Source organism: Pseudoalteromonas sp. MER144-MNA-CIBAN-0113 (assembly GCF_040308965.1).
Taxonomy (GTDB): Bacteria; Pseudomonadota; Gammaproteobacteria; order Enterobacterales; family Alteromonadaceae; genus Pseudoalteromonas; species Pseudoalteromonas tetraodonis.
Genome location: NZ_JBEOOG010000026.1, coordinates 41,707 through 48,020, shown reverse-complemented (window position 1 = coordinate 48,020; position 6,314 = coordinate 41,707). Strand labels below are relative to the sequence as shown.

Genomic DNA, 6,314 nt, shown 5'->3' with positions numbered 1-6,314 from the left:
GCGTTCAATCTGAGCCATGATCAAACTCTTCAATTAAAAAGTTTTATGTCTTTCGACAGCTCAATGAATTCTGAATTTATTTAATATCTTTCGATATTGAATTGACTGTGCTGCAATTCCTACCTAAGTAGTTATTGCTGTTGGTCACTCAGCTTCTCTTTCGAGAAATCACATTGAGACTCTAAATTTGTTTGCCTCACTACCTAAGTAGCTTGGCTGTTAGAACTCAATCTGTACGAGTGCCCACACAGATGATTGCTTTATATTGTTAAAGAACGTTGCGATTAAAGCGCTTAACTTTATCTCGCTAGGGCTGCGCATATTACGCTTTCCTATTTTTTTGTCAACACTTAATTTTGTTAAACTTGAAAGTTTTTGAAACTAAGTTTTACTCGACTGACTGAGTAGCTCGTGCCTCGCTATGCGTTGGCGTTCCCCGTCTCAGTGGGGTCGCATTATAGGGCGAATCGATTTTAACGCAAGCGTTTTTAAAGGCTTTTTTGCATTTAATTTTTACCCCAAAGATACCCCACCTAGACACACATGTTACCCACAAAACCCTATGGATAACTCATTTTTTTACGCTGTTTACTAAACTATTTACTGTGCTTGTGGTAAGTTGCGCCCGATATTTACAACTCGTTCACTAGGTAACGCACATGACAGATATAATAAATAGTATAAGTGGTCTCTTATGGGGTCATATTTTAGTGTACTTATTAATAGCAGCAGGGCTATTTTTTACAATACGTCTTGGTTTTATCCAATTTGTACAGTTTCCACATATGATTAAAGTCATGTTTCAAAGTCGTCAAGGCTCTGACGGCGGCATTTCTTCTTTCCAAGCATTTTGTACATCTTTAGCAGCCCGTGTTGGTACTGGTAATATGGCAGGTGTTGCCGTTGCACTTTATTTAGGTGGCGCAGGTGCTATTTTTTGGATGTGGTTAATTGCTTTAATTGGTATGGCTACTAGCTTTGCTGAAAGTACATTGGCACAAGCTTATAAAACACGAGATGAAGAAGGTAACTTCCGTGGTGGTCCGGCCTATTATATGGAGTACGGACTTGGTAAGCGTTGGATGGGTGTTGTCTTTTCATTGTGCTTAATTTTAGCCTTTGGTTTAGTTTTTAACGCAGTACAGTCAAATTCTATTGCTGCGGCTTTTGAAGTCGCCTTTGGTATCCCTAACTATATAGTAGGTATCGCTCTTGTTATTGGTTCAGGTATTATTATATTTGGCGGTCTAAAAACCATTTCTCGATTTGCTGAATTAGCCGTTCCATTTATGGCTGCTGCTTACCTTGTGGTTGCACTTTATATATGTGCTGTAAATTACACTGAGTTACCTGATGTATTTATGCATGTGATCAAAAGTGCTTTTGGTATTGAGCAAGCGGGTGCCGGTGCAATTGGTTATGGGGTAATGCAAGCGATGATCCAAGGGATCAAGCGCGGCTTGTTCTCAAACGAAGCCGGTATGGGTAGTGCTGCGAATGCTGCAGCAACGGCAACACCAAACCCACCTCACCCTGCTTCACAGGGGTATGTACAAATGCTGGGTGTATTTGTAGATACTATTATTATTTGTACTGCAACTGCTGCTCTTATTTTATTATCAGAGCAATTAGTGCCAGGCTCAGATGTAACGGGTATAGCGCTTACACAAGCCGCCCTTGAAGAACATGTAGGCAGCTGGGGTGCCATATTTGTAGCAGTCGCTATTTTGTTTTTTGCATTTACATCTATTGTGGCTAACTACTCGTATGCTGAAACGAACTTATTATTCTTAGAACATAACCACGCATCTGGCATGTTGATCTTCAGGTTATTAGTGTTAGGTATGGTAATGTTTGGTGCATTGGGCGAATTACCACTAGTGTGGACATTAGCTGATGTATCTATGGGCTTAATGGCAATAGTGAACGTAATCGCATTATTTATGCTCTCAGGTGTTGTCGTGTGGCTTGCTAAAGATTATAACGCTCAGCGACGCGCCGGAAAGTTACCGACGTTTGATCCAAGTAAGAACGACAAACTCAATAAAACTATTCCAAAAGGTATTTGGCATAAATAATTAATTTTTATACTTCAAGTTAAAAACCCGAAACGGCCATTGTCATTTCGGGTTTTTTATTGATTTAACTTTAAACTAAAAGTTACTGATAACAGTAGTCACTTATAAATTACTAATGTGAAGATAGACGTTATTAAAGCCGCCCAACCTACCTATAAGCTCACCTTATCCAAACATTATAAGCATCCTACAAGTAAATTTAATAACCTATGTAGTAGGTCTCAATGCTTATAACGACATCCCTGCTTAGGTTTATATACATTACTGCATAACAATAATAACTAACACTGCGCTTATTATACCAATCCACAATAATACTCAATCATTTTGCGGGGCTAAACGTGTCGCTATCTGTGTTAAAAATTCTCATTTAGAACAACTAAATAGCGAATTTTTTGCCTAGCTATCAACCCGTTTTTCCTGCCTCAAAATAGACCGCTTAATTAAGCGAATTGGTATTAAAGAGTCTAGTTTATGATTTAGCTAACGACCTACATTACACCTTGATTAACTTGTAAAAAAGTCTGAAGTGTTCAATGACAGTCTATTGGTGAGCCAATAGTATGTATCAGACCTTGCAACAAATCATTATTGCTAACAACAGGGGGGAGTAAATTTATGTGCTTCAAGGGACTTAGTAATAAAGATATGATGATTTAATTAGATTTTACGGAAAGAATATAAAGTGGTGCCCGAGGCCGGACTTGAACCGGCACGACTTGCTAGTCGAGGGATTTTAAATCCCTTGTGTCTACCAATTCCACCACTCGGGCATCGAGTTTGCTAGTTAAAGCGTGTGGAGTAATTATTTGGAGGCGGAACCCGGAGTCGAACCGGGGTAAACGGATTTGCAATCCGGTGCATGGCCACTCTGCCATTCCGCCTAAACATATCAAATAATTTGGAGCGGCACACGAGGCTCGAACTCGTGACCTCGACCTTGGCAAGGTCGCGCTCTACCAACTGAGCTAGTGCCGCATAAAACTTTATCAGTAATTTGTACGTTGGTGCGCGACCATGTCGCGGTAAAACGTTCTGGTAACTGAGTTAGTGCCTCATAAAATAAGTATTTATCAACTTTTAATTAACTTGGTCAATAATTAAAAGTGGTGCCCGAGGCCGGACTTGAACCGGCACGACTTGTTAGTCGAGGGATTTTAAATCCCTTGTGTCTACCAATTCCACCACTCGGGCATCGAGTTTGCTATTTAAAGCAAGTGGATAAAACTAATATGGAGCGGCACACGAGGCTCGAACTCGTGACCTCGACCTTGGCAAGGTCGCGCTCTACCAACTGAGCTAGTGCCGCATCATATTAATTCTAAATAATATTTTTTATAAGTTACATATTGGTGTATGTAACCAAACCACAACGTGGTGCCCGAGGCCGGACTTGAACCGGCACGACTTGTTAGTCGAGGGATTTTAAATCCCTTGTGTCTACCAATTCCACCACTCGGGCATCGAGTTTGCTAATTAAAGCGTGTGGAGTGTTGATTGGAGGCGGAACCCGGAGTCGAACCGGGGTAAACGGATTTGCAATCCGGTGCATGGCCACTCTGCCATTCCGCCTCAATACTAGGTTAGCTTTAAGATAAACTGGAGCGGCACACGAGGCTCGAACTCGTGACCTCGACCTTGGCAAGGTCGCGCTCTACCAACTGAGCTAGTGCCGCTTTGTTTATCTAGGGGGCTATGCCCTCTCAACACGGACGCATTCTACAGAGATTATTAAACGCGTCAACACAAAAAATGCTACTTTTGAACTGTTTGATTATTTTTTATCTAAAATGGTGCGTTATTAGACGTTTACAATCAATTTTTGGTCAATTCTGCCCATGCTGCAACTAAATATTGCACCATAGAACTGAGCGTTAAAAACGTCGCTATATAAAGTAAGCCATAGCTTAAATACATCATCCAGGTATCGTACTGCCAAATTAGGCCAATAATGGCTAACATTTGCGCTGCGGTTTTTAACTTACCCATATCGGATACAGCTACATTGCCGCGTTTGCCTTGCTCAGCCATCCATTCTCGTAGCGCCGATATAACAATTTCACGGCTTATGATAATAAGTGCAGGAATAGTCATATACAAAGATTGATAATGCTCAGATAAAGCAACCAAAGCAGCGCACACCATTACTTTATCAGCAACAGGGTCTAAAAACGCACCAAAAGGCGTTGATTGTTCAAGCTTACGCGCTAAATAGCCATCGAGTATGTCAGTGATTGAAGCAAGCCAAAAAATAAAGGCAGCAACAAAGAATGCCCATGAATAAGGCATATAAAATATCACCAAAAAAATGGGGATAAGAAAGAGTCTAAACGTTGTGAGTGTGTTTGGAATATTCCACATAACTACTTGGATATGTCTTTTTTTCTATATTCGCACATAGGGCTAGCCCTTGTCATGCAAATGGTTAAATATCTTCTCAGCCATGTCAGGACTGATCCCAGGAACTTTCTTTAGCTGTTCTATATTAGCAGCTTTTACGCCTTGCATGCCCCCTAAATATTTTAATAATGTTTGTCGACGCTTTGAACCAACGCCATCTATTTCTTCTAATAGCGACTGAGTTCGCTGTTTTTGACGCTTATTTCGATGTCCTGCAATAGCAAAGCGATGCGACTCATCGCGAATATGCTGAATTAAATGCAGTGCGGGTGCATCAGAATCCATAGGAATAGTTTTACGCCCACCGTCAATAAGTAAAGTTTCAAGGCCTGGTTTACGGCTAGTGCCTTTTGCAACCCCAACTAATAGTGGCATTTTTGCATGCGGCCAGTTTTCAAAGTATTGTTCTGCCCTACCTAATTGGCCTTTACCACCATCAATAAAAATAACATCAGGAATTTTATCTTCATCCACTAACTTGTTATAACGTTTGTTTAGTGCAAATTCCATAGCGGCGTAATCATCGCCACCGGTTATGCCCGTGACGTTGTAACGACGATATTCTTTATTGTTAGGCCCTTGAGAATCAAAGACAACACAACTGGCCACGGTGTTTTCGCCCATGGTGTGGCTGATATCAAAACATTCCATGCGATTAATGTCATCAAGACGCAAGGTAGCCTTTAATTGAGCATAACGCTTGTTTATAGAGTCTTGAGTGCTTTGCTTAACCGTAATACTATTTAATGCGTTTTTATTCGCTAACTGTAAATACTGTGCACGCTCACCACGGGTAACCACTTTAAGCGATACCTTACGTTCACTAATTTGAGTTAGTGCTTCGCTGAGCGCATCACTTTCTTCTATTTCAAATGGTAAGATGATTTCTTTGGCAATGCGTCCTGTTGCTCCCGGTGCTAAGTAATATTGGCCTAAGAAAGAGGTTAAGATTTCCTGCTCCTGTGAGTCTTTAGGCACCTTTGGAAAGTAAGTCTTACTACCCAGCACTTTATGATCGCGGATCATTAGTAGATGAATCCCATTTAAGCCATTTAAATGGGCAAAACCTACAACATCCATTTCAGCAAAATTACCTGAGATAGACTGCTGCTCCTGCATTTTACGCAATAGCATAATTTGGTCGCGAACTTTAGCTGCGAGTTCAAAGTTAAGCTGCTCACTGGCTTTTTCCATTTTAGCGATAAGTTCGGCTATTACTTCATGGGATTTACCGGTTAAAAATTTACGGACATAATCAACTTGCTGCGCGTATTCATCTTCAGAGACTTTATTAACACACGGCGCAGAGCAACGTTTTAATTGGTATTGCAAGCATGGCCGACTACGCGCACGGTAGTAAGCGTCTTCACATTGACGTACCGGAAATATTTTTTGCATTAAGCGCAAACTTTCTGATACGGCTCCAGCGCTTGGAAACGGGCCAAAATATTCGCCTTTTACTTTTCTGCTACCACGATGAAAGGCTAAACGAGGGTGCTTATGATTCGTGAGTAATATGTACGGGTACGATTTATCATCACGTAACAGAATATTATAACGTGGCTGATATTTCTTAATGAGGTTATTTTCAAGCAGAAGCGCTTCTGTTTCTGTATTAGTAAGTGTGACTTCAATATTACAAATATTACTCACTAAAACACGGGTTTTGCTGTCGGTAATGTTGCTGCGAAAGTAACTGCTCACCCGTTTTTTTAAACTTTTAGCTTTACCGACATAAATAACTTGGTTGTCATTATCGAGCATGCGATAAACGCCAGGCTCACTCGATAATGTTTTTAAAAACTGGGCATGATCAAATTCAGACATATATATCGA

3 protein-coding genes and 8 tRNA genes are annotated in these 6,314 nt (G+C 40.7%); 1 reads left to right on the top strand and 10 read right to left on the bottom strand.

Annotation, left to right across the window (positions count from 1 at the left end):
* The first annotated feature begins 659 nt into the window (after positions 1-659).
* Positions 660-2,078 carry an alanine/glycine:cation symporter family protein gene (locus AAEY57_RS09130; RefSeq protein WP_350607557.1) on the top strand — a complete coding sequence of 473 codons (1,419 nt, stop codon included), beginning with the start codon at positions 660-662 and terminating at the stop codon, positions 2,076-2,078.
* Between the two features lie 686 nt (positions 2,079-2,764).
* On the opposite strand, the gene AAEY57_RS09125 is transcribed toward AAEY57_RS09130, so the two are convergent.
* The 10 genes from AAEY57_RS09125 to uvrC form a co-directional block, all read right to left on the bottom strand.
* A tRNA-Leu gene (locus AAEY57_RS09125) sits at positions 2,765-2,851 on the bottom strand.
* A gap of 37 nt (positions 2,852-2,888) precedes the next feature.
* Positions 2,889-2,962: transfer RNA gene (locus AAEY57_RS09120), tRNA-Cys, on the bottom strand.
* 18 nt (positions 2,963-2,980) lie between these two features.
* A tRNA-Gly gene (locus AAEY57_RS09115) sits at positions 2,981-3,056 on the bottom strand.
* A 129-nt stretch (positions 3,057-3,185) separates the two neighbouring features.
* A tRNA-Leu gene (locus AAEY57_RS09110) sits at positions 3,186-3,272 on the bottom strand.
* Positions 3,273-3,311: 39 nt separating this feature from the next.
* A tRNA-Gly gene (locus AAEY57_RS09105) sits at positions 3,312-3,387 on the bottom strand.
* Between the two features lie 66 nt (positions 3,388-3,453).
* A tRNA-Leu gene (locus tag AAEY57_RS09100) sits at positions 3,454-3,540 on the bottom strand.
* Between the two features lie 36 nt (positions 3,541-3,576).
* A tRNA-Cys gene (locus AAEY57_RS09095) sits at positions 3,577-3,650 on the bottom strand.
* Positions 3,651-3,678: 28 nt separating this feature from the next.
* Positions 3,679-3,754, bottom strand: a tRNA-Gly gene (locus AAEY57_RS09090).
* A gap of 139 nt (positions 3,755-3,893) precedes the next feature.
* On the bottom strand, positions 3,894-4,439 hold the full coding sequence (pgsA, locus tag AAEY57_RS09085; RefSeq protein WP_013464594.1) for a CDP-diacylglycerol--glycerol-3-phosphate 3-phosphatidyltransferase: 546 nt from the start codon (positions 4,437-4,439) through the stop codon (positions 3,894-3,896).
* A 42-nt stretch (positions 4,440-4,481) separates the two neighbouring features.
* Positions 4,482-6,305 carry an excinuclease ABC subunit UvrC gene (gene uvrC, locus AAEY57_RS09080; protein WP_024601643.1) on the bottom strand — a complete coding sequence of 608 codons (1,824 nt, stop codon included), beginning with the start codon at positions 6,303-6,305 and terminating at the stop codon, positions 4,482-4,484.
* Between the last annotated feature and the right edge of the window lie 9 nt (positions 6,306-6,314).